The organism is Lysinibacillus sp. NPDC097162 (assembly GCF_044762185.1).
Taxonomy (GTDB): Bacteria; Bacillota; Bacilli; order Bacillales_A; family Planococcaceae; genus Lysinibacillus.
In genome coordinates, this window is sequence record NZ_JBIWDT010000001.1 from 2,242,607 (window position 1) to 2,267,856 (window position 25,250).

The 25,250-nt window shown below is 35.8% G+C and carries 26 protein-coding genes; 6 read left to right on the forward strand and 20 right to left on the reverse strand.

The annotated features are described in order from the left end of the window. The first annotated feature begins 37 nt into the window (after positions 1-37). Together ACIQXW_RS11455 and ACIQXW_RS11460 are read left to right on the forward strand one after the other, a co-directional pair. Positions 38-1,681: a pyridoxal phosphate-dependent decarboxylase family protein gene (locus ACIQXW_RS11455; protein ID WP_401017868.1), complete on the forward strand. Its 1,644-nt coding sequence runs from the start codon at positions 38-40 to the stop codon at positions 1,679-1,681. After that, entirely contained in the window at positions 1,665-3,362 is a 1,698-nt protein-coding gene (locus ACIQXW_RS11460; protein WP_401017870.1) for a methyl-accepting chemotaxis protein, read from the forward strand. The genes ACIQXW_RS11455 and ACIQXW_RS11460 overlap by 17 nt, the downstream gene beginning before the upstream one ends. A 134-nt stretch (positions 3,363-3,496) precedes the next feature. Here the strand turns inward: ACIQXW_RS11460 and ACIQXW_RS11465 are convergent, their stop codons facing one another. From ACIQXW_RS11465 to ACIQXW_RS11480, 4 genes are all read right to left on the reverse strand, one after another. Further along, the gene (locus ACIQXW_RS11465; RefSeq protein ID WP_340823574.1) at positions 3,497-3,922 is read right to left on the reverse strand and encodes a GatB/YqeY domain-containing protein; all 426 of its coding nucleotides are present in this window, start codon (positions 3,920-3,922) and stop codon (positions 3,497-3,499) included. 68 nt (positions 3,923-3,990) lie between these two features. Further along, a complete protein-coding gene (locus ACIQXW_RS11470) occupies positions 3,991-4,461 on the reverse strand; it encodes a hypothetical protein (RefSeq protein WP_402762180.1) in 471 nt (156 codons plus the stop codon). A gap of 131 nt (positions 4,462-4,592) precedes the next feature. Then, a complete protein-coding gene (locus ACIQXW_RS11475; protein ID WP_402762182.1) occupies positions 4,593-5,603 on the reverse strand; it encodes a DUF1835 domain-containing protein in 1,011 nt (336 codons plus the stop codon). Between the two features lie 55 nt (positions 5,604-5,658). Continuing rightward, positions 5,659-6,420, reverse strand: a complete 762-nt coding sequence (locus ACIQXW_RS11480; RefSeq protein WP_402762185.1) for a formate/nitrite transporter family protein — start codon at positions 6,418-6,420, stop codon at positions 5,659-5,661. A 280-nt stretch (positions 6,421-6,700) separates the two neighbouring features. Between ACIQXW_RS11480 and ACIQXW_RS11485 the strand changes: the two genes are divergently transcribed. Beyond that, positions 6,701-7,696, forward strand: a complete 996-nt coding sequence (locus ACIQXW_RS11485; RefSeq protein ID WP_402762188.1) for a PLP-dependent cysteine synthase family protein — start codon at positions 6,701-6,703, stop codon at positions 7,694-7,696. Between the two features lie 85 nt (positions 7,697-7,781). Here the strand turns inward: ACIQXW_RS11485 and ACIQXW_RS11490 are convergent, their stop codons facing one another. The 10 genes from ACIQXW_RS11490 to ACIQXW_RS11535 all read right to left on the reverse strand — a co-directional run bounded on the left by ACIQXW_RS11490 (position 7,782) and on the right by ACIQXW_RS11535 (position 14,978). Further along, positions 7,782-8,192 (reverse strand): GNAT family N-acetyltransferase, encoded by a 411-nt coding sequence (locus ACIQXW_RS11490; protein ID WP_402762191.1) that lies wholly within the window; start codon positions 8,190-8,192, stop codon positions 7,782-7,784. 87 nt (positions 8,193-8,279) lie between these two features. After that, the gene (locus ACIQXW_RS11495) at positions 8,280-8,963 is read right to left on the reverse strand and encodes a VOC family protein (protein ID WP_402762194.1); all 684 of its coding nucleotides are present in this window, start codon (positions 8,961-8,963) and stop codon (positions 8,280-8,282) included. 117 nt (positions 8,964-9,080) lie between these two features. Next, on the reverse strand, positions 9,081-9,419 hold the full coding sequence (locus ACIQXW_RS11500; RefSeq protein WP_340823565.1) for a cupin domain-containing protein: 339 nt from the start codon (positions 9,417-9,419) through the stop codon (positions 9,081-9,083). A 34-nt stretch (positions 9,420-9,453) separates the two neighbouring features. Continuing rightward, on the reverse strand, positions 9,454-9,663 hold the full coding sequence (locus ACIQXW_RS11505; protein ID WP_340823564.1) for a hypothetical protein: 210 nt from the start codon (positions 9,661-9,663) through the stop codon (positions 9,454-9,456). Between the two features lie 43 nt (positions 9,664-9,706). Continuing rightward, a complete protein-coding gene (locus ACIQXW_RS11510; protein ID WP_402762197.1) occupies positions 9,707-10,195 on the reverse strand; it encodes a tetratricopeptide repeat protein in 489 nt (162 codons plus the stop codon). A gap of 58 nt (positions 10,196-10,253) precedes the next feature. Then, positions 10,254-10,907 carry an SMI1/KNR4 family protein gene (locus tag ACIQXW_RS11515; protein WP_402762200.1) on the reverse strand — a complete coding sequence of 218 codons (654 nt, stop codon included), beginning with the start codon at positions 10,905-10,907 and terminating at the stop codon, positions 10,254-10,256. 375 nt (positions 10,908-11,282) lie between these two features. Next, positions 11,283-11,459, reverse strand: coding sequence for a hypothetical protein (locus tag ACIQXW_RS11520; RefSeq protein WP_401017899.1), 177 nt, complete (start codon positions 11,457-11,459; stop codon positions 11,283-11,285). A 466-nt stretch (positions 11,460-11,925) separates the two neighbouring features. Then, positions 11,926-12,564, reverse strand: a complete 639-nt coding sequence (locus ACIQXW_RS11525) for a DUF2306 domain-containing protein (protein WP_401017901.1) — start codon at positions 12,562-12,564, stop codon at positions 11,926-11,928. Between the two features lie 279 nt (positions 12,565-12,843). Beyond that, positions 12,844-13,713 (reverse strand): alpha/beta fold hydrolase, encoded by an 870-nt coding sequence (locus tag ACIQXW_RS11530; RefSeq protein WP_402762205.1) that lies wholly within the window; start codon positions 13,711-13,713, stop codon positions 12,844-12,846. Between the two features lie 560 nt (positions 13,714-14,273). Further along, the gene (locus ACIQXW_RS11535) at positions 14,274-14,978 is read right to left on the reverse strand and encodes a hypothetical protein (protein WP_402762208.1); all 705 of its coding nucleotides are present in this window, start codon (positions 14,976-14,978) and stop codon (positions 14,274-14,276) included. Positions 14,979-15,167: 189 nt separating this feature from the next. On the opposite strand from ACIQXW_RS11535, the gene ACIQXW_RS11540 reads away from it, so the two are divergent. Further along, positions 15,168-15,323 (forward strand): hypothetical protein, encoded by a 156-nt coding sequence (locus tag ACIQXW_RS11540; protein ID WP_401017908.1) that lies wholly within the window; start codon positions 15,168-15,170, stop codon positions 15,321-15,323. Positions 15,324-15,609: 286 nt separating this feature from the next. Here ACIQXW_RS11540 and lepA read toward each other — a convergent pair whose 3' ends face one another. The 4 genes from lepA to gpr form a co-directional block, all read right to left on the reverse strand. Then, positions 15,610-17,436 carry a translation elongation factor 4 gene (gene lepA / locus ACIQXW_RS11545; protein ID WP_340823553.1) on the reverse strand — a complete coding sequence of 609 codons (1,827 nt, stop codon included), beginning with the start codon at positions 17,434-17,436 and terminating at the stop codon, positions 15,610-15,612. Positions 17,437-17,840: 404 nt separating this feature from the next. Further along, on the reverse strand, positions 17,841-19,724 hold the full coding sequence (locus ACIQXW_RS11550; RefSeq protein ID WP_340823552.1) for an acyltransferase family protein: 1,884 nt from the start codon (positions 19,722-19,724) through the stop codon (positions 17,841-17,843). A gap of 602 nt (positions 19,725-20,326) precedes the next feature. Then, a complete protein-coding gene (gene spoIIP / locus ACIQXW_RS11555; protein ID WP_340823550.1) occupies positions 20,327-21,169 on the reverse strand; it encodes a stage II sporulation protein P in 843 nt (280 codons plus the stop codon). A 51-nt stretch (positions 21,170-21,220) separates the two neighbouring features. Then, positions 21,221-22,237 carry a GPR endopeptidase gene (gpr, locus tag ACIQXW_RS11560; RefSeq protein ID WP_340823549.1) on the reverse strand — a complete coding sequence of 339 codons (1,017 nt, stop codon included), beginning with the start codon at positions 22,235-22,237 and terminating at the stop codon, positions 21,221-21,223. A 163-nt stretch (positions 22,238-22,400) separates the two neighbouring features. Between gpr and rpsT the strand changes: the two genes are divergently transcribed. Beyond that, complete coding sequence (rpsT, locus tag ACIQXW_RS11565; RefSeq protein ID WP_172772128.1) at positions 22,401-22,649, forward strand: 30S ribosomal protein S20; 249 nt, start codon at positions 22,401-22,403, stop codon at positions 22,647-22,649. Positions 22,650-22,839: 190 nt separating this feature from the next. Here the strand turns inward: rpsT and ACIQXW_RS11570 are convergent, their stop codons facing one another. Both ACIQXW_RS11570 and holA read right to left on the reverse strand, forming a co-directional pair. Then, a complete protein-coding gene (locus ACIQXW_RS11570) occupies positions 22,840-23,874 on the reverse strand; it encodes an acyltransferase (protein ID WP_402762214.1) in 1,035 nt (344 codons plus the stop codon). Positions 23,875-23,931: 57 nt separating this feature from the next. Further along, on the reverse strand, positions 23,932-24,942 hold the full coding sequence (gene holA, locus ACIQXW_RS11575; protein WP_340823545.1) for a DNA polymerase III subunit delta: 1,011 nt from the start codon (positions 24,940-24,942) through the stop codon (positions 23,932-23,934). Between the two features lie 169 nt (positions 24,943-25,111). Here holA and ACIQXW_RS11580 point away from each other — a divergent pair, with 169 nt between their 5' ends. Further along, positions 25,112-25,249, forward strand: a complete 138-nt coding sequence (locus ACIQXW_RS11580) for a YqzM family protein (protein ID WP_340826450.1) — start codon at positions 25,112-25,114, stop codon at positions 25,247-25,249. The last annotated feature ends 1 nt before the right edge of the window (position 25,250 follow it).

Genomic DNA, 25,250 nt, shown 5'->3' on the forward strand with positions numbered 1-25,250 from the left:
TAATGGTGAAATATGAACTAATAAAGGATGATGCAAAATGAAGAAAATTCAACAACTATTTCAAAGTGAAGATGGCAACAGCTTACAAAGGGAAAACTTTTTATCACTAATAGAGCAAATTGTAACTTCATTAGATCAATTAAAAGACCCAAAGAAAACAACGCTTGGACCAATTCAAGAACGTTCAGCTACTTTCTATAAAGATCTTATGCAAGAAAATCAAGTTCCCACATCAGGCGTTGGTCTTGATCAGGTCGTTCAAGACTTAACACAATTAATGCAAGGTCATCCTTATCATACACGCAACTTTGTCACAAACGTTTTACCAATGGCTAGTATCCCTGGTGTATTGGGACAGTTTACAAATGCCTTACTTAATGGCAACAATCTGTGGGATGTATATGGACCTGCAGCAGCAGAAAGTGAAGTAAAAGTAATCGCAATGATGTCAAAATTAGTTGGCTATGATTTCACAGAAAGCTTCGGTTATACAACATGGGGAGGACAAGGAGCAGTTTTTAGCGGTTTACGTCTTGCCATTGCTAAACAATTCCCTCACGCCAAAGAGGAAGGTGTCCCAAATAATTTATATTGCTTTGCATCTGAAAACGCCCACTATAGCTTATTAAAATCAATTGAAGCAGTTGGTATTGGAAGTAATCACTTAGTACGTGTAAAAGCAGGAAAAGACCAATCGATGGACATAGAAGATTTAAGAAAACGCATGACGGAAGTAATCGAGAATGGTGGTATTCCAGTTTACATCGTAGCGACTACAGGTGCCACAGATCAATTTGCTATTGATGATGTGCAGGCAATTAAGGAAGTTGCAACAACACTTGAACTAAAATACGATTTAAAACAAATACATATCCATGCTGACTCTGCTTTAGGCGGTTTTTACGCATTTTTCAATGATTATGACTTTAAGGCAAACTCACTACAGTTCGAGGATGATGTATTACAAGGATTAGAACAAATTCACCAACGTATGCAACATCTTGCAATTGCAGATAGTCTTTGCTTTGATTTCCAAAAGCTTGGTCAAACACCATATTTAACAAGCCTTTTCTTAATAAAAGACGGGAAAAGTTTACAACTGTTAGATATTGACGATTTTGATACGCCATATGTAGGCAATAGAGGCTATGGCTCATATCATACTGGTTATACTTTAGAATGTTCTCGAATGGGTAGTTCAATTGCTATTTATGCTGCATTACAAGCTTTTGGTAAAGAAGGTTATCAACAAATACTAGCTAACTATGTCCGTGTAAATTTAGCGTTCCGTACACAATTAGCTGAGAAATTACCAATGCTACAAGTAGTGAATGAAGCAAATATCGGACCAGTAACAGCCTATAGACTATATCCAAAAGGCTTTGATTGGGCATCTGAACAAGCTGGAAATTACACACAAGATCAAATTGAGTACATTAATGGCTTAAATGCTTCTTTCTTTGAGATTTTAGGTGAAGGTCGAGATGAAGTATTTTTCGGTGACACAACACGTGTCTGCACTGTTAGCGCGAGCGATACAAAACAACAAGTTCCTGTGGCAGCAGCTAAATTCTTTTCTATCTCACCGTACACAGAGACAGAACATATTAGTGATATGATTCATTTCCTACAACAAAAAGTTGTAGTATTGGAGGATTTACAAGTTGAGTATATTAAATAAATTTAAGAGTTCTTTACTCTATAAATATATTGCAAGTTTAACAATTCCAATTGTTATTATTTCAATTATATTTAGTTTCATGTTGTTTATAGTTTCTTTTAAAATCATCGATAATTTTGTTATCAAGCAATTTGAGACATCGTTAGAGGTGATTTCTAGTAACATTTTCGAGGATATCGATAAAAATAATATAAAAGCAGCAGATAATGGCATTAAAGACCAATATGAAAAATTATTAAAACGATTAAATGGTACAACAAAAAAGTTTGATATTGAAAATGCCTATATCCTTTCACGTGCCAATGGCAAGGAGCATATTGTTGCATTAAGTAATAGTGATAATTATCAGCAAGACTACACTTTCGATCCAAAAATGCATGCTGCTTTAGATACTGGCCGTACTCAAGTAAGTGAAATTTATGAAGATGAATATGGTATTCATAAATCGATTTTTATTCCATTTAACAATACGGAAATACTTTTTGGCTTAGATATGGATGCTTCATTCATATCTAAGCTACAAACTCAAATTATTTGGGTTAGCATCATCATGACAATTATCTTTGTGCTATTCGGTGTCGTTGTCGCTTATTTCATTAGTAAAAGTATCATTAAACCAATCAAAAATATGACAAGTTATGTTGATAAGGTGGCAAAGGGAGATTTAGCTGTTGAATCACTGCCAATCAAAGGCACGAATGAAATCGCCCAACTTTCAGATGGTATCCAAAATATGACGGCTGATTTACGTACACTCATTCAGCAAATTGCGGAAAATGCAGAGCAAGTAGCCGCCATGTCAGAAGAATTAACTGCCAGCTCCGAGCAAACGAGCGCATCTATTCAACAAATTACATCTTCAATGCAGGAAGTAGCTGCAGGCTCAGAAAAACAAACTTCATCCATTGAAGAGGTAGAAAATCATATTACAATGATTTCGACGAAGATGTCCGATGTTGTAAATAGTGTCAATGATGTAACAACGAAGGCATTTAGCGCATCTACTATTGCCGAAAAGGGCAATACCACAATCCAAAGTGCTACAGAAAAAATGGCGATTACATCTGAAGCCATTTATAATACTGCAGATGTTGTAAAACGCTTAAGCACTTATACGAATGAGATTGGTGATATCGTTTCACTTATAAATGAAATTACAGACCAAACCAATTTACTTGCATTAAATGCATCTATTGAAGCAGCACGTGCTGGTGAACATGGTAAAGGCTTTGCGGTTGTAGCTGAAGAGGTCCGTAAATTAGCAGATCAATCACTTACGGCAACAAATAGTATTCGAACACGCATTGAAACAATCAAAGAAGAATCTGCTCAAGCAGTGAAATCAATGGCGATTAGCAGTAATAACCTTGCTGAAAGTTCTACTACTTTTAACGCTTCAGGGGAAGCCTTTGGCGATATCTATTCACATATTACAGAACTTACGCAAGAAATGAACGAGGTTAACAGCATCATTACGAACATGAATGAAGGAGTTAGCAATATCGCTAATTCTGTTGAGCAGGTTGGTGTTGTAGCCGTGCAAGCATCTGGAAACATTCAAAATGTCGCAGCTGCTTCCGAAGAACAATCAGCAAGCATCGAAGAAATTACCGCTTCTTCAAATAATTTAGCTGAAATGGCTCAACAACTCCGAAACATCATTCAAAAATTCAATCTTTGAGTGCCCTCTTTGAGTGACAGGCACTGAAACAATTCTGAATTCTTTCTTCTTTCATAAAATGTCTTTGGTAGAACGCCATTGAAATTAATAAAGGATAGCTGACGCTAATAACGTCGGCTATCCTTTTATCAATGTTAAATTAAACTTTTTACAACTTTAGAAATAACGGCACCTTCTGCTTGACCATTTAACAATGGTTTTGCAATTTTCATTGCGTCACCCATATTCATGCCTTTAGTAACACCTGCTGCTACTAATTTTTCAGTAATTTCTTCTTCAGTTAATTGTTTAGGGAGGAATGATTTTAATAGCACTAACTTTGCTTCCTCTTTTTCAATTAAATCCGTACGATTAGCATTTTGCGCACCTTCTAAAGCTTGATTCGTTTGCTTAACTTCACGGTTAATAATAGCAATTTCCTCTGCTTGTGTTAAGGGCTCCCCTTTTTCCTTCTCCGCTAAATCTAGTGCTGATTTGACAAGTGTTAAAACACCTTTTGCCAAGACATCTTTTTCTTTCATTGCTTTTTTTAGTTGTTCAAATACTTCTGTTTTTAACATCAAGCTCACTCCTCAAATATAATCACTAATTGTCTATGATTATTGCACATAGTGTCAACCGACACAATTTATTTTGCTTTCTTTAACTTTAACACATCGGCCTTTGTTTCTAATATTTCAAGGATTAACACTTCCATCTTTGCATCCACTTCTTCTACTATTTCACTAAGATTTTTTTCCACTGCGTCGGTTTTTTCTAGTAATTTTTGCTCAACTGATTCAATTTTCTTCTCTAGTCTTGTTTCAACTGCCCGTAGCCCTGTTTCAACCGAATCTAGTCTTGTTTCAACTGCCCCTAGCCTTGTTTCAACCGAATCTAGTCTTGTTTCAACTGAATCTAGTCTTGTTTCTAGCGAATCTAATCTTGTTTCAACTGCCTCTAGCCTTGTTTCTAGCGAATCTAGTCTTGTTTCAACTGCCTCTAGTCTTGTTTCTAGCGCCTCGATTTTTTGTAGAATCTCTGTTTTCACGCCTTGTACTTGTGTAGAAAGCTCCAAAATGGCTTGAAGAATCGCATTTTGATTGATTTCAGGATTCATTGTCAACTTCCTTTCTTTTAATTAATCTATTAATGCAATCTTTATATTCACTGATAAGTGCTGCTAACTTGGGAGAGTCATTCTAACTTTTCTACATTATTTTATCTATGCTTTTTAATGAAGTCAAAACTTCAAAAAATATGATATGTCAAGAAATCATCTTGTAATTTCACTTCATAAAATCGCATTGCCTTTAAATCACCTCTATAAGAAAAAACGCCTTGCTTGATTAAACTTTTTAGACGATATTCAATCCATTCGTCTCCAGTATATTGCTGCATATGTCCAATCACTTCACCAATTAATCTTGCAGCCTTCTTATATTCCACCTTGCCATCTTCATGATACATACGATTAGCGCATTCAATAATAAAATCATCATCTCGATTTTCATTACTGCTGTTTAATAGCTGATTACATGCCCATGTTCGAATGATATGGATATCGTCAGACAATAAATATCTACCCTCATCACTTAGAGTTTGTCTTTCGATGTTAGATAATGGCTCCATCCCAAACTGCTCGTAAAAATTAAGAAGCGTTTCTCCATTTAATTCACCAGTTGTTCTTGGATAGTTATCCTCCACTAAGTATGGGTATATATTTTTTTCATGAAAAGCAGTGAACGCATCAATTACACGTACTGCATTCAATTTACCTTCTAGCATGGCTAACACAAGTCGTAATCCTGTTTGTTCGTGCGCATTTTGACATGTCCAAATAACGATAGTCTGATGTGGTAAAATATTGTTTATCTTTTCAACAGCAGTTAGCATACGTTGTCTATTATGTTCAAGACCATCATCTTCAGTATTGTATCGTTTCTGAAACCAAGCAAGTCGTGCTTCAATACCCGACGCGTTATGTAAATCCTTAATTGGCCCAATGGACAAATTATCTGGGAAAACAATAATACCCTCTGTCTTATGATAGTCCGTATCTCGGAATGCAGCTTTTAAACTTCCACCCGGTGAATCACCAAATAGGATATGTACCGTTTGTGCATTAACTGCTTTTTCCTTATCTTCTGACATGTGCAGAATAACTTGTTTAATGTCCTCACTCGACTTGCCATTTAGTAAAGATATGAAAAGCATTGACTTTGCTTCCTCTTCACTTAGCTTTTTTATTGCTTCTTTCAAACGACTAACATCCTCCAACATTCATTGCTCCTTTCTATGGCTCGATCTTTTGCGATTATTCTCTCGCGTTCACCCAATAGACAATGCCGATGATCGCACCGCCAATAATATTACCAATTGTGACAGGAACTAAATTTGCCACCGCACCACCAAGCGATACAAGATCACCGTGCGGAATAAAGAGCGCAAGGCTAAAAAGTGTCATATTGGCAATGCTGTGCTCAAATCCCGATGTAATAAAGGGGAAAATACAACAGAAAATCATCGCTAATTTTGCTATTTCTGTTTTTAATTTATAAGTACACCATACAGCTAAGCAGACAAGAAGATTACATAAAATGCCACGACATAGCAGCTCAACAAAGCTTGCATTCATCTTGGACGTTGCACTTTTCTCGATATAAGTAGCTATATCGCCAACGGCAAGCCCTGCATAGAAGAATAACATTGCACCAAGTAATGAGCCAAAAAAATTACCAATGTAGCTAAATAACCAAATACTGACCATTTCATGTGGGGAAGATTTTTTCTCTAATGTACTTACCGATAATACGAAGTTATCACCCGTAAATAAATTCGCACCAGCCATCATGACCATACTAAGTGCTACACCAAATGCTAACCCCTGTACTACTTTCATACTCGGTACACCCACAGGATCAAATAATCCTCCAATTGTAACGATTAACAAAATACCAAAACCAATAAAAAGTCCACCAGCAATCGCTTGCAATAAATAGTTAAAAGGTCTTTTCTTCATCATCGTTATTTTATTGTTAGCTGACGTGCACACGATAGCAATTGTTTCTTTCATCATGCTCACCTCCAAATAAACAATACCTATATTTATCATATCGCATTTCGGCGTTCTCCCAAATTATCAATGTGACTATTTTTTAAAAATATGCTAAGTGTTGCACTACCTCTTTGCCTTAACAAAAATAAAGGGTTCCGTTTTAAATTGATTATTTTTTTCTATTAGTCAAACCATTCTTTCTATCAGGAAATGCATTGCTCATTTGCTCTTATAATGCTAAGATGCCACTAATTCCTATAAAACTAATTTGTTAAGTAGGTAAAAGAAAGGGGATGATTGAATGAGTCAAATTATTACCAACAAAATAAAGCAATCTATTACTGAATTAGTAGGTCATACACCGCTATTGGCGCTTAATCAGTACACGAAAGAACTACAACTTGAAGCAGAAATTATTGCGAAGCTAGAATATTTTAATCCTGCCAATAGTGTAAAAGATCGTATTGCTAAAGCAATGATTGAGGATGCTGAAGCACAGGGTCTATTAACAAAAGACAAAACCATTATCGAAACGACAAGTGGAAATACTGGTATTGGGCTTGCAGCCATCGCAGCAGCGAAGGGCTATAAATTACGTATTTATATGCAAGATGGTGTAAGTGAAGAGCGAACAAAAGTTGTGAAGGCATATGGAACTGAGGTTGTTCCATTTTCAGATGTGCCAGAGATGGTAGCGGCCTTTGAAGAAACAAATGGTGATTTTGTTGAAACAAGTAAAGTTTTTAGAGAAACTGTCGTTGATCAGGAGGAAAATGTAGTCTTTCTAAATCAGTTGAACAATGAAGTGAATCCAAATATTCACGAACGCACAACCGGACCAGAAATTTGGGAGGATACAGATGGACAAATTGATATTTTCGTTGCAGCAATTGGTACAGGTGGCACAATTAGTGGTGTAAGTGCTTTTTTAAAATCCAAAAATCCTGCCATTCAAATTATTGGCGTAGAGCCTGCTATTAACTCCATTGCTACAGTTGACAATCCTGATATTATTGAAATTACAGGTGTACATCGCTTTTCTGATGCTGAAGAAGCACGAGTGCCATCAAATGTTCACCTTAATCGGATTGATGAAGTGCTAGAAGTAGAAACAGCCGATGCCTATGAAGCCGCTCGTACCGTTGCGAAGACGGATGGCATTTTAGTAGGTACCTCCTCTGGTGCTGCACTATTTGTTGCAGCAACTCTTGCTAAACGACCTGAAAACAAAGGGAAGCGTATAGTCGTACTCTTTCCTGACACAGGCCTGCGCTATTTATCTACCGATTTATTTTAATGCTAAAATGAAGGATGGAATCGTCATCTATCCTTCATTTTTATTAAGAAGCCTAGGAAAGCTCTCTATAGCACCTGTCCACATATTACTTAAAAAATAACATCATTCCAGGAGCATCAACATCCCGTTCTGTAAATCCAAGTTTTTGATAAAAAGGTTGTTTGCCCATAGCACAAAATAATTGAATCCATTTAATATTTTCATTTTTACAATGTGCTAATAGAGCTTCCATAACAGTTGTACCAATTCCATTTCGTTGATACTCGGGATGCACCATTACATCGCAAATAAACGTTTGATAAATACCATCTGAAATAATTCTGCCATAGCCGATTAATGTTTGCTCATCATAAATTGACACACTATACCAGCTATTACAAATGGCTTGAAATAATTGTTCGTACGTATACAGCCCCTTCGCATTCCAACCGGTAGTTTGATGTAATGCCTGATATTCTTCAAACGTAGGGTTCGTTTCACATATTGTATACACCATCACTATTTCCCCCTAGATCATTTTGAATAAATATACAATAAATATCATGTTTATTCAATATAAAACTAGAAGATAATGATGTATTTATTAAGGTTGTGATATAGCGAAATCGCCCTTAGCACTCATGTATAGTCGTAGATGATGATCGACTATGATATCAATAGGACTGACAATTGCTTTTTTAGTAGAGAAATACCAAATGCGTTCACTAGGACCGATTAATAGATGCACACCATCCTCATAATTCCCCATAAATGTAAGCGCATCTGTACGAATTTCTTCACCCTTTAAGGGCGTGATACCATATTTCTTTAAACAATCTGTCACAGCATGAATCGCATTCGTCGTTAAATTAATTTCAGCAATATCTACTACATGTTTAATTGAAAATGCATCGGTATGAACACATGGATTTATCCCATGTCTAGCGATAAACTCTAATACATTACCTTCTGGATCATAAAAATAGCATGAGTTCGCATCTAACGTTTTAAAATATACTTCATCCTGTTCATCTAAGCGTAATAATTGGACGCGAGCTTGTGCCCATCTTTTCGCTTGCTGAAACAAATTACTTGGAACATTGAGCGCAAAATGATATTGCTTTGCTATAGAAGCATCCATTGTTTCGAATTGAATGACGCTTTCCCCGGCTGCTATTTCAAAATAATGCTCCGCTTCTTCTAACAATTCAAATTCTAATATGTCACAGTAAAATGCCTTCAATTTATGTAAATCATGCGCGAATAGCTTCATTTTTGATATCATCATCTTCCAGACATCCCCTTTGCATTTAATACATTTACTGTACTAAATAAATACTTAATGAACCTCATGCAAAAGAATGAACAATTTGAAAAGCAATTACGGCTTGAAATCTTCATACCCCTATACGGGTGTACGATCCCCTCTACTATTCGGTTGAGAGATTACTAAAAATTCTACATCTTCCTGCGAATCATTACGCATTTGATGCGCCTGAAGAGGAGGCACTTCAATTCCTTCATTTGCCTGCAATATAATCCGTTTTCCGTCTATTTCCATTGTTGCCGTACCCGAAAGCACAAAAAAGAATTGTTGGGCTTCATGATGATAATGACAAACTTCCTCTGTATTGGCAGGCATTCGTTCATGAATAACGCTCAATTCATTATTTTTAACTAAATGCCAACCATCACACTGATTTCCCCAATAATAATGTTCTGCATGTTCTTTACTAATTTTCAACTACAACTACCCCTTCGTTTTTCATGACATACTATCATTTAACTTTTATTTTTTCGACTGTAGCAACAAAAATAGATTCTTTATGCATTTTAATATATTGATACTTCGATTCCTTATAATACCCTTCATTTTTCAAATACGCTTTTAGCTCAGATTTTTTCTCGAAAACTTTTTCTACATTCGTTTCCCCACATTCTGAGTCATCTGTTTTTTTACAAATGTTCATCATAAAAAACTTCGTCATTTGTAAACCTCCTCCATTATAGTAGGATTAAATTGTTAACAAGCTATTTCCATACTTTATCTAATTGATTTGCATAGAAATTTATCGCATTTTTATAACTAAGTATTTCAGGGTCTGTTGTAGTATTTGCCAGGCATTTTAATAAGAGCTCCATCGCCTTTGAATGTTCGTTTAAATTATATAAAGTCATTGCATAAAACACTTGTAATGCTTGATTCGTTGGAAAGGATGCTATTCCCTCTAAAAAAACATTTTTCGATTTTTCATATTCACCTAACGTTCTATATGTACTGCCAAGTCCCAAGAACGCTCCCTCTAAATCTGTTCCAGATAACCCTTGCGTAATTGCCTTTTCATAGTAGGGAACGGCTTGTAATTCTTCACCTAAAACATCAAAGCTCCACGCACATTGGTAATTCACCAATGCATCGTCAGGATATTCCTTTACCAGTTTTAAAAGTAATTGATTTGATTCTAACTTCTTATTATCTGTTCGTAATTGAATGGCTCTTGCTAGTTGTTCTTCGTACAATGTTCTTAGCTCCTTTAGTAGATCTACTACTCTCTAGTCGTCGTTAGTGCATGTCAAATTAAATTGGTAACTTTAATAAACTTCTGAACTTATTCGCAGATTGACTTTCTGGTAAAATCCCACTTTGTGAATTTGATGTGAACGGTAGCCACTGCCAATCTTCCCCTCCTGCAAATGCAACTCTTGACCATTTCTCCAAAAAATCAATAAAGTTGTCCCCTAATTTATAGCCATGGCCTTCACCATCATCATGGCTTAAATAAACGACACAAGCATCAGGACTATTTTCAACGAGGTCAAATGCAAAATAATCTCCATTGCCTACCTCATAAAAGGCTAATGTATGATGCCACACTTTGTCATACTCATTATTTGGATTTGAAAAAACTTCTGTAACCCATCCATTTTTATCATCATTCAGCTCTTTCAATAATCCTAAATCCCAGTGGAGCATCCCGCTAAAGATTCCATCCAATTCATCATCTAGTTGATAATCATCAGGGAAAACCCACCGCAAGTTACATGTTGATGAAAACTCTAATAGTACTTTTTTAAAACTTTCTGGAAGTTGGAATCCTATTTGGTTTTCACATTCTGCTATTTGTTGTGAAGACGCAGGAGCACCAACCATTACTTGCGATACATCTCCACCTATTGCATTCATTCGTTCCACTATATTCGCAATTCGATGCTCGAACATACGATAATCCATGTTCAATCCCCTCCTTCCCCATTATCCAAAGACAGTACAACTTTCCTATTCTTATATCATCATACACTATATGTAATTTCGGCAGTTACTATTTTTACCATTATTTTGTATTTTGTTTACGATTTATGTTAATAATAAAAAATGACCAGTTCACTTTTATTGCGCTAGTCCCTGGTCATTTTTTTTATTGATTTGAACATGTAGTCTTCTTACTTTTTTTCGACGCCAATAATTAATTTTATAATCTACATGATCATTTCTCATTATGTTGTATTTTTACTTTTTTAATTTGATAAACAACACCAAAAATCAAATTAAACTGGATTGACAAAGGAAACCACTGTTTTCTATGCCAACAGTCCTAAAAAATACCTATTAATATTTAGTCTCTTGTTTGTAATCTTTATAGCCCAAAGGTATAGAAATAATTACTAACAAAGCCGCAATAAGATAAATAATCGTTTTTGTATTTGAAGATATAGTTAAATATGAAGCAATACAGCTTATACTGACTGGGATTATCACTAAATAATGATATGGTCTTAATCTCATATCAACTTGCCCCCTTTACAAAAATCTTACCTTCTTCAAAGCTTGTAGTTAGGTTAACTTTCGATTTTTAATAGACTCTCGTAACGATACAATACTGTCATTGGTTAACTCTAAGCGACATAATCCTATAATCGAGCAATATAGCCTGATATTATTAGTATTTAAATTTAATAGTGAACATACTTATTTAAATAGCTATAGCTAAACTACCTCGAGTTACCAATAATTTATCATTGATAACGATTCTCATTCAATAGTTAAATCACATCATTTTTATAAAATTCCGAAAATTTTTTGGTGAAAATTTGAGTATTATGTATTAAAATATTATCCTTTTATTAGCTTTTATTTAATCTTTTTTGTAAATATTCAGCTCACCAAAATCTTTTTTCATAATTAATTTTATAGTTTAAAAATCTAATAAACAGCAAAGAAGACCACCCTACATGAAGTGGCCTTTCCTGTCTTATTCAATATATTGTGCACTAACTTGAAGCTTCCGTTGTATTATCCACTGTGCAACAATGAGATTAGGCACCCAACATAACCATGAAATGATAGGATAACTAATTATAAAATTTTCAAATCCAAATAATACAGTAAAGACTAAAAGCCAAATTCTCAATGTTACAGCAGCGAAAGTTAACGAATAATTTCGTATCATCCATTTTTGATGATCATAAATTTTTTGTTCTTTAATTTTAACTACTGCTTGATATCCAGTAATCATCCACAATATAGATAGTGTGCTAAAACCGAGCTGTGATACGAATCCCCCCGTAGCGTAAAATGCTAAATAAAGACCTGAAACACTCCCGAAAAATATGCCAATCATATAGATTTTCCCTAATATTCGATGTCGCTTTATATTGTTTTCTCTAAACTTTGAGAATAATGTAAAGGGACCTATAACTAATGCTAGTACACTATATATAATATGGGTATAAAGCATGGTATACCAAAGCGAATCTAATGTATTAATAAACATAAGTTTCATACTAACAAATCCTGCTTTATGTGCATCCAATATCAAATATTGAACAATAGAATAACTAGCTATACCAATAGCTAAGCAACAAAAAATAAGCCAAGTTTTTTTATTCATTTTGCGGTCCCCTAAAATTATAAATTTTATCAAAGAAATTTCGTTTCTTAGTCCATAATGTAACATTAAATTTTAGATTGGTTGTTTTTAACACAGTAAGTGGTAATAAAATGTATATAAGAGGGCTTATATTATACATATCATTATGTTGGATTTAGTTACTATATGTAAAAAAGATTAATATATAAAGGTTTGCCGGTTGTTTAAAAATTTATCTGAGGAAAAGACCACCCATCACTGAGTAGTCTTTTCATCGTTTATTCAACTTCCTTATAGCACTTAGTCCCTCCCCGCCTCGTAAAACTTCTGTGCTAACATAGCAGGTCTTGTACGTGTGTCCGTAAAGTGATCACCATCGCCTACTATCAGGCGGAACTGTCCGAGTCGTCTAGACATATTCGGATGCCAGCCGTAGCCCTCCCCTTGTGGTAAAGCATTGTCTTGGTAAAAATAAACGTAACTTTTTAGTATAGAGAGTGTGTAGAAGGCTTTAAGATCCAGCTTCTCGAATAGTGGCTTAGCAGGTTCTGGGGTGATGACCGCATACATCCTTTTGGCTTCTTGCAAAGTGGCAGTATTGACGAACGAATCCCGAAACAACGGAAATGGGAGCATGATTGTATCGTCGTTAGAAGCGATTCTAAGCTGCTCGAAACCTTGCCTCATTTGTGGAGGAAATGCGTCGGCAACGGATTCGCCATCTTGCAGTACAAACGCGTCCCAGAAAACAAGACGCTTTATGCGATCCGGTATCTGCTCTGCAACCTTTTGGATAACTGTTCCACCAAAGCTGTGCCCGACAAGAATAAAATTACGTATATTCAATTGCTTAATAAAATCAACGACAGACTTTGTAATCATTGCATGTGTAACATTCTTGTTCGGGTCATTGCCATGACCTGCATATTCCGGTGTATAAACGACATGTCCTCGACTACGAAGGATAGCGGCTACACCGTCCCAAAAGTGAGCATCAGCCCAAGAACCATGGACAAGTACGAACATCAGCCGTTGTGCATGTGAATAGGTGCTTGCATCCGCTTCGTGAGCGCAATTCCATTCATCTGAATAAGAGGAGGAATAATACCTCCATGGCATTAAACTATAATCAGGATAGGAAAATGGATAATTTCCTGGATACGGAAACATATACTAGACATCCTTTCAAATCGACATATAGTGTCAGCATATGCCCAACGTGAAAGAGAAGTTCCCGCACTCAAGCTGTCAAAACCACCTTTACTATTTGAGAATTATAGGCTTTCAAACAATAGTCATTTGCATATTCCCTTCTCAATCCCCTCTAACTTACCGAACTTGGTTAAGTTGTTCACTACAAATTATTAATAAATTTCCATCTAAATCTTTAAAAACAAAATAAAAATTATCCTCAATTTCAGTGAATTTGTTTTTTTATTGGTATGGTCACAATAACTTGTCTCCCTACAATTATTTAATATAAGCTAACAATTTCGACATTTACTAATATTAACCTTTTTTGTTTGAACATTTCAATTTTAGCTACGAAGCTTACATAAAACTTTTGAGAAAAACAATTTCTTTATGAACTAAATAATAAAAACCCAGGCTCAACATTATTCGAGTACCTGGGCTATTTTTAATTCCAAATTGGCGCTAAAACTATATAGTTGTTGAATTACTTCCTTCGTCCATCTTCAACATAGCTTTATTGAGCTTATTCATGCTCATTATTGATTATCCGTTTGTGATTCCTTAAGCTCTTCGTTTTCATGCATAGAAGCTAAAGAATTTTTATCATTTAGTTCATTATCATCCGTATTCTGGATTTCTTCAGTAACTTGTTCTTGAACTGTTTGAATACGATCCTCTAAATCCGAAAGTTTTTCATATTTACTATCAATAAAAATACCTCGGTCTGCATCCATCTCTAATTCACTGGAAAGGCGATTTTGCTCACGTCCTAATGAATTTTTTGTCAACTCTAGTGTTTTCACTTGTTCGAGTGAAACAGATTTTTCTAAAAGATTTTCCATTGAGTTGGATGGCTTTTCGTTTTTCAAATCCTGTTCATTTTGGTTTGTCGTTTTCTTTTGCTCATCCGTTTGCTGTTCAGCTATTTGCGCATCAATATCAGCTATTTGCTTTTCAAAATCTTTTAGTTGTTCTTTAATAGATGATAAGTCGCCGCCACTTTCTAACGTACGTTCACTTAGGTCACTTTTCATCTTTTGAATATTCTCACGTTGTTTCATTAAACTTTCGATAAGACTTGTTTTAGCTTGCTGCCCTTTAAACAAATTACGAGCTTGTTGTCCAATTGTTAATGTATCTTTATGTACTATAAGATTTTGCTGAACCAATTTAGGCTTACTTGCTGATACATTTGACAGCTTCATGAAATTAGAAGAATTTACTTCATTCGTAAGTTTCATATTACATCACCTCTTGTTTATATATCGACCATTTATTGACATTTTAAAGTGAAGAATAATTAACTCTTCTATATTGCTTTTTCATTGCAAATAAAAAAACCAGCTCCGCTATAGTTGAAAGTATGAAGTTGAAATAATTAAGGATATTTTATTGGGATAAGTTAAATAATATCTTTAGGAGGTGTTGAAATGAAAAGGGATAAAAAAGACACAGAATTTGCAACAGACGCGCCAACAAAACAATCAACTATTAAAAAACCTAATGAGCGTGATGAACATACTGAAACCACTCGCCCACCTGGAGACGTTAGAAATGCGAAAAAAAGTAAATCCACTTCGTTATAAAGGTTTGTAAAAGTGTCCTGCTTTGGAAAAAAGATGTACTTGAATCGCTTCGCAAAAAATTTAGACCTTAAGATGAATAAACAAAAAGACCAGGTACTCACAAAACAATGAGCGCCTGGTTTTTATTACTTCAGAAATATATTAAAGTGTTTATCGATATAATTCTTTTTGATTCCCCCGCAAATTGCTGGCACAATTTAATAACGTTGGCAAATCGGTGGCATCTTCCACCCAAGTGATATAAAATTATTTATTTAAAACCTCTATAAACATTGTTATATCAACGTTACTTCGAATCATCCATCTTCAGTACAGCCATGAATGCTTCTTGTGGTACTTCGACTGAACCGACTTGTTTCATACGTTTTTTACCTTCTTTTTGTTTATCAAGAAGTTTACGTTTACGGGAAATATCCCCACCGTAACATTTTGCTAAAACGTTTTTACGCATCGCTTTAATTGTCGAACGAGCTACAATTTTTTGTCCAACTGCTGCTTGAATTGGAACTTCGAATTGTTGACGTGGAATTAATTCTTTTAGTTTTTCTACAATGATTTTTCCACGTTCATAAGCAAAGTCGCGGTGAACGATAAAGCTAAGTGCATCGACTTGCTCTGCATTTAGTAGGATATCCATCTTCACTAGTTTTGAAGGTTGGTAACCGATAAGCTCATAGTCAAATGATGCATAGCCTTTTGTATTTGATTTTAAATAATCGAAAAAGTCATAAACAATTTCAGATAATGGCATTTCATAAATGATGCTGACACGTGAAGTATCAATATAATCCATCGTCATGAAATTACCACGTTTAATTTGGCAAAGCTCCATTACCGCACCAACATAATCATTTGGTACCATAATTGTCGCTTTTACATACGGCTCTTCTACACGGTCAATTTTTTGTGGATCTGGCATGAAAGATGGATTATCGACTTTAATGGACGTACCATCTGTCATATGCACATCGTAAATTACAGATGGAGCTGTTGTAATTAAATCAATGTTAAATTCACGCTCAATACGCTCCTGAATGATTTCCATATGCAATAGCCCTAAGAAACCACAACGGAAACCGAAGCCAAGCGCTTGCGATGTTTCAGGCTCATATTGCAATGCAGAGTCATTTAGTTCTAATTTTTCTAATGCATCACGTAAGTCATTATATTTAGCTGTATCAATTGGATACAATCCACAGTACACCATTGGATTTAAACGGCGATAACCTGCTAATGGCTCTGTCGCTGGACGATTAGCGAATGTTACAGTATCCCCAACTCGCGTATCCCCAACGTTTTTAATAGACGCTGTTAAGTAACCAACATCTCCAACGGTTAGCTCCTCTTGTGGTACACTTTTCGGAGTATGTACGCCGACTTCAATAACATCAAATTCCGCACCTGTCGCCATCATACGAATTTTATCACCCTGTTTAACAGTACCATTCATAATTCGAATGGAAATGATAACACCTTTATAAGCATCGTATACAGAGTCAAAAATAAGTGCTTGTAATGGTGCATCTGGATCACCAGTTGGTGCAGGAACCTTTTCAACAATTTGCTCTAAAATATCTTCAATTCCGATACCAGCTTTTGCAGATGCTAATACCGCATCAGAAGCATCTAAACCGATTACGTCTTCGATTTCTTGGCGGACACGTTCTGGGTCAGCTGCTGGTAAATCGATTTTATTGATGACTGGCATAATTTCTAGGTCGTTATCAAGTGCTAGATAAACGTTAGCCAGTGTTTGTGCTTCGATGCCTTGTGCTGCATCCACAACTAAAATAGCGCCCTCACAAGCAGCTAAACTACGTGATACTTCATATGTGAAATCGACATGTCCCGGTGTGTCGATTAAATGGAATGTATACACTTCGCCATTTTTGGCTTCATATTTTAATTGGACTGCATTTAACTTAATTGTTATGCCTCGCTCACGCTCTAAATCCATTGAGTCGAGTAGCTGTGCTTTCATTTCACGGGATGTCAATGATTTCGTTTGCTCTAAAATACGGTCAGCAAGCGTTGATTTCCCGTGGTCAATATGTGCAATAATAGAGAAATTTCGAATATTCTCTTGTCTTTTTAATCGTGCTTCTCGGTTCATCTCTTCCACTCCTAATTAAACTATAATGAATTATACTATGAACCATATACAAACCACAACATTAGAACGGCATAAATGCTGTTAAATCAATGGTTACTCTTATTTATGTTTGTTATTTTCTGCGAATCAATGCATAAAAAAGCACCATATTGAGGCAATTAAGCTAAAAATGGCTCTCTATAAGGAACACATAAAATATGGCGAGTGTGTGTACAAAATTGGTCAATATTAAATTAGTTATTATAAAATATATGCAAAAAATCCCTGTTATTTTATATTTAAAACAAAAGAGAGACCAGCAACTATATTTTTAGCTGCTGGTCTCTTTGTATCTTATCGTTACTCGAAAGTTGATCTACTTCAACGTTAAAGTAGATATATGGAGGCTAAATTGGCAGTTAACATTAAACATCATTCATATGAGCATCGACTGCTTGCTGAATAAGGCTAGATAAAGCTTCTACCCCTTTTGGTTCTAGATGTACGCCGTCCGGAGCAAAATACTCGGGGTGATTAAGCGCTGTTGAATGCCAATCAATTAATGTAATATTGTTATACTCATGTGCTTTATTTGCTAACGCATTATTCACTTTTGTTTCCCATGGACGTGGTACACGTGTATTCACTAAGTAAATTTGCGCTTGTGAAAATGCTCCAAGGAGAGTATCAATCTGGTCATTTGTAAAATAACCATTTGTGCCTAGTTGAATAATGACTGCTTTATTTGGTTGATTGAAACGAGTGTAACTAGGAACTAATTTAACTGCTTGTGAGACTTGTCTCCCGATTTTCCCATCGATTGTAATGTTAGGGTATAGCGTATGTAAACGCGTAGCAATATCAATCATAACTGAATCCCCGATAGCTAATAGTTCTTTATACGGTTCTTTCATAGGATTTACACTCGGCTCGTCTTTTTCAGGTTGAGACGCTTCGTCGTTATTTTCCACAGACGTTCCTACTTCTTCCTCGACCTTATTTTTTTCTTGCGTATCTTTAGCAGAATGCTGTTCTTCACCATTTATTTTAATATTTGTAGGGTAATTCTCCTTTGTATCCTGTTGTGCTTCCCCTACTACCCCTGTAATACCAGTAAAAAATACTAAAATGAATAGCGGAATAACAGCAGTTGCTATTTTTCTTGCAATCGAAAAATTTTGCCACTTGCTCGGATTGATAACCCAATATTTTCGGAAATACATTCGGAATCCTTGTTTACGAATCGGCATTTCAATAAAACGATATGATAATTCTGCGACGATTAATATAAACACAAGCTGTAAAGCGACACGCCAATATACTGGATTTCCTATTTCATGAACAGGAGTAGTTAGCACTATAATTGGGTAATGCCAAAGATAAATTCCATATGATCTAGAACCAATCCAGCAAAGTGGTTTCCATGAGAGTAGTTTCCCTAAGAAACTAGCTGGGTGACAAACACAGGCAATTAATAGTGCAGCATTAATACAAAATAGGAACATGCCGCCTCGATATAAAAATGCTTGGTATTCATCTACATACAAAATACTGGCAATAAAAATAATAAAGGTAATGACACCAATACTATTGAGCTCATAAACATGCTTGGCAGAAAGCTTTTTAGTAGAAAGTCTTTTCATCGGCCAAACGAAGGCAAGCCAACAACCGATTAGTAATTCAAATGAACGTGTATCTGTCCCATAATAAATACGACTTGGATCAGCTCCTGGCTGAAATAGGATAGCCATAAGTAATGCTGAACAAATTGCGCCAATGAAAATAATGTTAGAAAATTTACTTTGTTTTTTAAATATAGACAAACCAATGATTAATACAATTGGCCATATAACATAAAATTGTTCCTCAATTGCTAAAGACCATAAATTTTTCAAAGGGGAAGGCGACCCAAAACTATCAAAATAGGACAGTTTGTGATAAATAAACCACCAATTACTAGAATAAAAAATGGAGGATAGGGCGTCTCCTCGCAACGTATTTAAAAGCTCTTTATGAAATAACATCACCCACACAAAAGTGGTCATTATCATGACATATGCAGCTGGAACTAGGCGTCGAAAGCGTCCAATCCAAAATTTACGCAAATTGATTGTTAATTGCTCACCTTGCATCGGTAAAATCGTTGAGGTGATTAAGTAACCTGATAATACAAAAAATATATCAACTCCGAGGAATCCTCCACTGGCCCATCGAAAGTTAAAATGATAAGCAATTACAGCTAGTACTGCTAATGCTCTAATCCCATCTAATCCCGGGATGTAACGATGATTTAATGTCTTGCCTAACATACTGTTTCCTCCAATAAAATGTAAAACCCTTTTAACATTATTTAGTTTTAAAAATAGTTTGTATACTGCCTAGCCTCTGCTCCTTTTCCTTCATTTCCATTACTATTATTAAAGACGAATGAGCTACCTAAAAAGGTTAACCATTTTCTAAAACAAAAAAATTTTCACTGAGAATTTTTTACCTCTGTGATTTGTATAAATACCCCAAAAACTACAAATGTATGTATAAAATACTTTACTTTTACATTAAAATTCGTAATATTAACCAACGAAAAAAAGCATCTGCCCATAATGGTAGATGCTTTTGAAGCGGTTTTTTCCATTGATGTACACCATCGAAAATTGCCCGATTCAATAAGGCGTATGAGCTGACTTGAAAAGTATAATGCAAGGTAAAAACAATTGAAAGACCTCTGAAACAAAAAATTTTAGGTAATTTTTTCAATAGTCACCCTCACTTACCATTCATTCCCCGACATGGATTACATCAACTCATTTTCATAACAGTGACAACGACGAAGGCATCGCATGGATATGATTATTTTATTAATAACTAGCTATCTCGAATGTTTCTAAAATATTGAATGACAAGACGCTAGCTTTTAACTTTTTGATTCCGTCACAAAGCTTTTAGCAATTGCTTTTCCAATTACCGCAATTGTCCGATTTAATTCTTCTTCTGTATTATCTATTCCACCTAATTCAATTAAAATCATTTCTTTGGCTAAATCTTGATTGTAACGACCGTCTACATTGTCACCACTTTTCGATATAACCCCTCTAGAAACCTTTGGCACAATTTCATTCATAGCAGCAGAGAGACTTTCTGCATAAGCTGTATTCCATCTGTAATTTTTATGTTCTGCCCCCACAACAATAGCAATACGTGCGTAACTTTCATTGTTATGTGTAATAGTTGTCGTATCACGCTTGGCAGAATCTCGGTGCAAATCAATCACTAAATTATAAGATTGTTCCTGTAAACGATTTGCTAAATATGGACGTACCGTGTTGTAAGCTTGTGGAAAGGTTTTGCCTTCAGATTTCATTACTTTCATGACATCAACATCTAATACATCTGTCTGTATACCGTTCATACTAAAATGCTTGGCAATCGCACCTTGTAAATTATAAATATTTGTCTTCTCATCATAAACGTCTGCTTTCCCGCTTACCGCTTTCACCATTGGTTGGTAGGCTTCTTGTGAATGCGTAAATAGCAATAATACTTTAAAAGGATCCTGTTCTTCCGTCTGCTCTTTCGTCAACTCTAGTGCTGTTTGTTCAGGCAAATTAGTAGCGGCAAACACGACTTGTTTATCCTCTGGTTGCTTGATCGGAGTCGATGCTTGCTTGTTGAACGGAAGTTGCCCAGCAATGACTGGTAATACGAAAAAGAACAATAATAGACCAATTGACCATTGTAGTTTTTTTAGCAAAGTCACACCCTCCTCCCCTTATCGTATGGAGGGGATGTGTCTTTTAGAACGATGATTTTATAGATCGTTTGCCCAATTCATAAGCATAGTTGAAATGATTGTTGCATACTTATCTATCCAATAATCTGCTTCTTTTGGTGTCACCATTAACTGTGCATGGGAAGCGGCAAATGTCTCCTCAAAAAGCTGTTGGCGCTCCTCTTTTGTCCAAGTTGCCCATTCACCAAAAATCGGTGTCACAAGGGACATATCCAGTTCTTTATTAATGTCCGGTCGCCAAGAAGATAAAGATAATTTAGATGAAGGTTTTCCACGTTCCGCAACACGTGCAGCGATAGAGCGTAGCATCACCTCTACTGCATCAGCAATTAAAACTGGCGCGTCAACGACTGTTGGAATTCCGATAGCAGTAACCGGGATACCTAGCATCTCATAAGAAATTTCCTTGCGCTGATTGCCGACACCTGAGCCAGGATGAATACCTGTATCTGTAAGTTGAATGGTTTTACATAATCGATCACTTGCTCTCGTTGCAAGTGCATCTACTACTATGATTAATTTTGGTTGCAGGCGCTCTGCCAATGCTGCTACAAATTCACCTGTTTCATATCCTGTTTGTCCTGTTACCCCAGGTGCGTACATGACAAATTTGTCATCGATTTGCTCTAGACTATGCAGGTGATCAATAACATAAGGTCCAATGGCATCTGGCGTAATTGTTCTATTGCCAAGACCTATAATTAATATTTTGTCATCTTCCTTCCAGGCAATTGATTCATGCATTGTTTTAAAATTATCCAACAATGCTTTCTCAAGCTGTTCGAATCCATCTTCATCCTCTAAAGTAAGCGTTGGGACGGAAAGGGTTATATATTTCCCTTCCTTTTTGCCTATTTGTTTTTTACCCTCAGCATTTACTTGAACATCGGTAATTTTCACACGCCCTGCAGTTTTGTCTTCAATTTGAACCCCACTTGATTGTTCAAGTGTATCTTTTTGTTCCTTCGTTTGATGTAAAACTACCTCTTCAGATTCATCAATTAAATCAGTACGTTGCCAATTTAAGTTTTGCATTCAGTTCACCTCAAATTGTAGTTTGTTCAAACTGTCAAGTAAATATTCTTTGCATTTATCTATTGCAATTTAGCCTAGCGTTTGTTAAAATGATTTTTGTTGTATTGACACAAGAAATCAATGAGAAGATATCATCTCGTACCTATTTTAGGAGGTGAAAGATATGCCAAACATTAAATCTGCGATTAAACGCGTAAAAGTTAACGAAAAAGCTAACGCTGCTAACACTCAAGCTAAATCTGCAATGCGTACTACAGTGAAAAAAGCTGAAAACGCTGTTGCTGCAAACGCTGAAAACGCACAAGAACTTTTACAAGCAGCTTACAAATCTTTAGATAAAGCAGCTTCAAAAGGACTTATCCACAAAAACGCGGCGGCTCGTAAAAAGTCTCGCCTAGCTAAAAAAGCGTAAGTGTTTATTAAGGATCAGTTTACTCTTAGGAGTAACTGGTCTTTTTTCATTTCTAATTTTTTTATTAGGAATAATAAACAAAAAAAAGCCGCCTTGCTAATGCGGGAAACGTAAAAGCACGAAACATTCGTGCCTTACTCACCCTCTAAAAAGCAAAGCGGCTTTTAAAGTTTATGGTCGATTTTCCCTACTAAATCAGCCTTTTTAATAATGGTATTTTCTGTATAATCCACACGATAATTGTAGATAGCACCAAAATGATTACTACTTGTAACGGAATCGCCATAAGCGGCTTTACAAAGAGCTCGTTTCCTTCAAAAAAGTGCGGACGGACTTTATCTAGAATCATCGCATGTACTAAGTAAACACCAAAGCTTGTTTGTCCAATTAGCTTGACTATCCCACTTGTTTCATAACTTCCTCTTGCTACTTTTCGATTGACCCAATATTTCACAAATACAAAAAGTGCAACACTCATCGCAATAACATTAGGGCTGGAATACGAAAATGCATAGCCTGAAAATTGTCCTTGCTGCTCTGTCAACGCATTTGTGCTCCAAATCGTTTCAAGCGCACCAATTATCCCTAATATGTAAATTCCGACACGCCATTTTTTCGATAGCTCAAATTTCGCTAAATAATAGCCTAGTAAAAAGAAGCCGATGTACTCACTTAAAGGGAAAAACAATGTAAATTCATTACTCACGATATATGAATAATAACGGAATACCCCATAAAATAACATCCACAAAACAATCACATAGCCTATCATTTGTTTAGAGGCATGATTAACAAATATATTAAAAACTGGCGCTAATAGATAAATACCAATAAGCGCATAAAAATACCACAAATGATAGTATATCTGATCATTAAAAAACATGATTAGAAATTCTTTTAATGAATACCCTGGATTCCACATATATGTTGCCCAGGCATAATAAATAATCGACCAAGCAATGAAAGGTAGTAAAATTTTATTGGCACGCTTTTTAAAAAAGGTACTTAAAGATTCTTCCTTTCGTCCAAGTAAAAGTGCCCCACTAATCATTAAAAAAATGGGTACACACCATCGTGACAATGCATTGAATACAATGCCTGTTTGCCAATCAAAACTAGATATTTTGTCATAAAGTACGACATAAGGAGTCGCAGCATGTAAAAATAGTACGCCTATAATTGCAATGGCACGTAGGCTATCCATGTACTGAATTCGTGTTTGCACGTTCAAAAACCCCCCACGACATTATACAACCATTCATGCCCAACTAGTAAATATTTTTTACAGTCTGCGCAGTAAAAATAGTTCTAAATAACGCTCGCGGTTTCCACCAGCTGTTTTTAGCTGTAAATCAACCTCAGCTAATTGGTACAAAGCCTTCAATAAGCTCTCTTCAGATGGTCGGTTGCGTTGCTCTACCATTAGCTTTACACGATAAGGGTGGATTTTTAAATTTTTTGCAATTTGCTGTGGATGGTAGCCTTTTTTCAGCAAGTAAAAAACATTCGACATCGTTCGCACATTGGAGGCAAGAAGCCCGACAAGCATTATTGGCTCCTGTTTTTGTCTCAATAAATCATGGTAAATTGTCAATGCTGCTACTGGGTCGTGTGCCAAATACGCGTTTAACATTTTAAAGGCGTCTTGTTCGAGTGTTTTCGCTACTAAATCCTCCACTAGCTTCGTTGTAATTTCTCCACCGTCACCTACGTATAATGCGAGTTTTTCTATTTCCATCTGAAGTTGTAACATATTCGATCCAACCATTGAGACAAGCTGCTCAATCGCACTTTGAGTTATTGTATTACCCTGCGCTTTTACAAGCCCTTGAATCCACACTGCTAAATCTTGTTCTTTCGGTGTTTCTGCTTGGACGATGAACGCATGCTCTTTCATCATTTTCGTCACTTTTTTTCGTTCATCCAGCTTTTCATATGGAGCAATAAAAACCGTCACCGAAAAATCTGAAGGGTTTGCAAGCCATGACTCTAATCGTTTAACATCGTGATCTATTTTTTCCTTACCTTTTTCACTTGCCTTTAAAAACGATGCATTTTTAGCAATTACAAGCTTCCGTTCTGAAAAAAACGGGATTGTATCCGCCTCATCTATAACGACATCAACTGGCAACTCTTCCAAATCAAAAGTGCTCATTTCAATCTCTTCTTCATTTCCTAGTGCATCCTTTAAACGTTTTACAGTTTCATCTATAAAATAGCTTTCTTCACCAATAATCAAATACACTGGCGAAAGCTCACCTTTTTTTATTTTGTTCCAAACCGTCGAAATCATAATATTTTTACCTCCATATAGCAATACTACTAGTATACATGATTTAGTTTCGGTTGTGACTTTGAGCTAAATTGTGTCCATTCCTTGCCACAGTTGGGAATTCATCTTTTCGATATAGCTTTTATGAAAACGATGTCTTATAATTAGTAACAGAATTGGAGGGATGACAATGAATCCATTTGAAGGTAATAATATACAATGCAAACGTAACGATGCTATCGATTCAGGCGTTGGCTTCGGCGTATCATTTGGGGTCTTCACTATTATGTTCATCATCGCAGTAATAGTAGACTACGCAAGCATGTAAT

Bases quoted from the DNA above. Each gene is read 5' to 3' on its own strand.
- ACIQXW_RS11455 (WP_401017868.1), top strand. From the start codon at position 38: ATGAAGAAAATTCAACAACTATTTCAAAGTGAAGATGGCAACAGCTTA.
- ACIQXW_RS11465 (WP_340823574.1), bottom strand. From the start codon at position 3,922: ATGTTAAAAACAGAAGTATTTGAACAACTAAAAAAAGCAATGAAAGAA.
- ACIQXW_RS11470 (WP_402762180.1), bottom strand. From the start codon at position 4,461: ATGAATCCTGAAATCAATCAAAATGCGATTCTTCAAGCCATTTTGGAG.
- ACIQXW_RS11480 (WP_402762185.1), bottom strand. From the start codon at position 6,420: ATGATGAAAGAAACAATTGCTATCGTGTGCACGTCAGCTAACAATAAA.
- ACIQXW_RS11485 (WP_402762188.1), top strand. From the start codon at position 6,701: ATGAGTCAAATTATTACCAACAAAATAAAGCAATCTATTACTGAATTA.
- ACIQXW_RS11490 (WP_402762191.1), bottom strand. From the start codon at position 8,192: ATGGTGTATACAATATGTGAAACGAACCCTACGTTTGAAGAATATCAG.
- ACIQXW_RS11495 (WP_402762194.1), bottom strand. From the start codon at position 8,963: ATGATGATATCAAAAATGAAGCTATTCGCGCATGATTTACATAAATTG.
- ACIQXW_RS11505 (WP_340823564.1), bottom strand. From the start codon at position 9,663: ATGACGAAGTTTTTTATGATGAACATTTGTAAAAAAACAGATGACTCA.
- ACIQXW_RS11515 (WP_402762200.1), bottom strand. From the start codon at position 10,907: ATGGATTATCGTATGTTCGAGCATCGAATTGCGAATATAGTGGAACGA.
- ACIQXW_RS11520 (WP_401017899.1), bottom strand. From the start codon at position 11,459: ATGAGATTAAGACCATATCATTATTTAGTGATAATCCCAGTCAGTATA.
- ACIQXW_RS11525 (WP_401017901.1), bottom strand. From the start codon at position 12,564: ATGAATAAAAAAACTTGGCTTATTTTTTGTTGCTTAGCTATTGGTATA.
- ACIQXW_RS11530 (WP_402762205.1), bottom strand. From the start codon at position 13,713: ATGTTTCCGTATCCAGGAAATTATCCATTTTCCTATCCTGATTATAGT.
- ACIQXW_RS11535 (WP_402762208.1), bottom strand. From the start codon at position 14,978: ATGAAACTTACGAATGAAGTAAATTCTTCTAATTTCATGAAGCTGTCA.
- ACIQXW_RS11540 (WP_401017908.1), top strand. From the start codon at position 15,168: ATGAAAAGGGATAAAAAAGACACAGAATTTGCAACAGACGCGCCAACA.
- lepA (WP_340823553.1), bottom strand. From the start codon at position 17,436: ATGAACCGAGAAGCACGATTAAAAAGACAAGAGAATATTCGAAATTTC.
- ACIQXW_RS11550 (WP_340823552.1), bottom strand. From the start codon at position 19,724: ATGTTAGGCAAGACATTAAATCATCGTTACATCCCGGGATTAGATGGG.
- gpr (WP_340823549.1), bottom strand. From the start codon at position 22,237: ATGCAAAACTTAAATTGGCAACGTACTGATTTAATTGATGAATCTGAA.
- rpsT (WP_172772128.1), top strand. From the start codon at position 22,401: ATGCCAAACATTAAATCTGCGATTAAACGCGTAAAAGTTAACGAAAAA.
- holA (WP_340823545.1), bottom strand. From the start codon at position 24,942: ATGATTTCGACGGTTTGGAACAAAATAAAAAAAGGTGAGCTTTCGCCA.
- ACIQXW_RS11580 (WP_340826450.1), top strand. From the start codon at position 25,112: ATGAATCCATTTGAAGGTAATAATATACAATGCAAACGTAACGATGCT.